Origin of the sequence: Pseudoduganella rivuli, from assembly GCF_009674485.1 — a bacterium.
Taxonomy (GTDB): Bacteria; Pseudomonadota; Gammaproteobacteria; order Burkholderiales; family Burkholderiaceae_D; genus Rugamonas; species Rugamonas rivuli_B.
Window position 1 is genome coordinate 1 of the sequence record NZ_WKJJ01000056.1, and the last position, 1,569, is coordinate 1,569.

Annotated in this window: 1 rRNA gene; it reads right to left on the reverse strand. The window is 53.7% G+C overall.

Features of this window, described 5'->3' with window-relative positions:
- Nucleotides 1–23 precede the first annotated feature (23 nt).
- Nucleotides 24–1,554, reverse strand: a 16S ribosomal RNA gene (locus GJ700_RS34650).
- Nucleotides 1,555–1,569 lie beyond the last annotated feature (15 nt).

Consider the following 1,569-nt stretch of genomic DNA (forward strand, 5'->3'; position numbering starts at 1 on the left):
ATTAGGCGGACAGCCTACTCTAGAAAGGAGGTGATCCAGCCGCACCTTCCGATACGGCTACCTTGTTACGACTTCACCCCAGTCACGAATCCTACCGTGGTAAGCGCCCTCCTTGCGGTTAAGCTACCTACTTCTGGTAAAACCCGCTCCCATGGTGTGACGGGCGGTGTGTACAAGACCCGGGAACGTATTCACCGCGACATGCTGATCCGCGATTACTAGCGATTCCAACTTCATGTAGTCGAGTTGCAGACTACAATCCGGACTACGATACACTTTCTGGGATTAGCTCCCCCTCGCGGGTTGGCGGCCCTCTGTATGTACCATTGTATGACGTGTGAAGCCCTACCCATAAGGGCCATGAGGACTTGACGTCATCCCCACCTTCCTCCGGTTTGTCACCGGCAGTCTCATTAGAGTGCCCTTTCGTAGCAACTAATGACAAGGGTTGCGCTCGTTGCGGGACTTAACCCAACATCTCACGACACGAGCTGACGACAGCCATGCAGCACCTGTGTAAAGGTTCCCTTTCGGGCACTCCCCAATCTCTCAGGGATTCCTTCCATGTCAAGGGTAGGTAAGGTTTTTCGCGTTGCATCGAATTAATCCACATCATCCACCGCTTGTGCGGGTCCCCGTCAATTCCTTTGAGTTTTAATCTTGCGACCGTACTCCCCAGGCGGTCTACTTCACGCGTTAGCTGCGTTACCAAGTCAATTAAGACCCGACAACTAGTAGACATCGTTTAGGGCGTGGACTACCAGGGTATCTAATCCTGTTTGCTCCCCACGCTTTCGTGCATGAGCGTCAGTTTTGACCCAGGGGGCTGCCTTCGCCATCGGTGTTCCTCCACATCTCTACGCATTTCACTGCTACACGTGGAATTCTACCCCCCTCTGCCAAACTCTAGCCTTGCAGTCACCATCGCCATTCCCAGGTTAAGCCCGGGGATTTCACGACAGTCTTACAAAACCGCCTGCGCACGCTTTACGCCCAGTAATTCCGATTAACGCTTGCACCCTACGTATTACCGCGGCTGCTGGCACGTAGTTAGCCGGTGCTTATTCTTCAGGTACCGTCATTAGCCGGAGGTATTAACCCCAGCCGTTTCTTCCCTGACAAAAGAGCTTTACAACCCGAAGGCCTTCTTCACTCACGCGGCATTGCTGGATCAGGGTTGCCCCCATTGTCCAAAATTCCCCACTGCTGCCTCCCGTAGGAGTCTGGACCGTGTCTCAGTTCCAGTGTGGCTGGTCGTCCTCTCAGACCAGCTACTGATCGTTGCCTTGGTGAGCCTTTACCCCACCAACTAGCTAATCAGATATCGGCCGCTCCATGAGCATGAGGTCTTGCGATCCCCCACTTTCACCCTTAGGTCGTATGCGGTATTAGCGTAACTTTCGCTACGTTATCCCCCACTCCTGGGTACGTTCCGATATATTACTCACCCGTTCGCCACTCGCCGCCAGGCCGAAGCCCGCGCTGCCGTTCGACTTGCATGTGTAAAGCATGCCGCCAGCGTTCAATCTGAGCCAGGATCAAACTCTTCAGTTCAATCTCTGTTTTTCC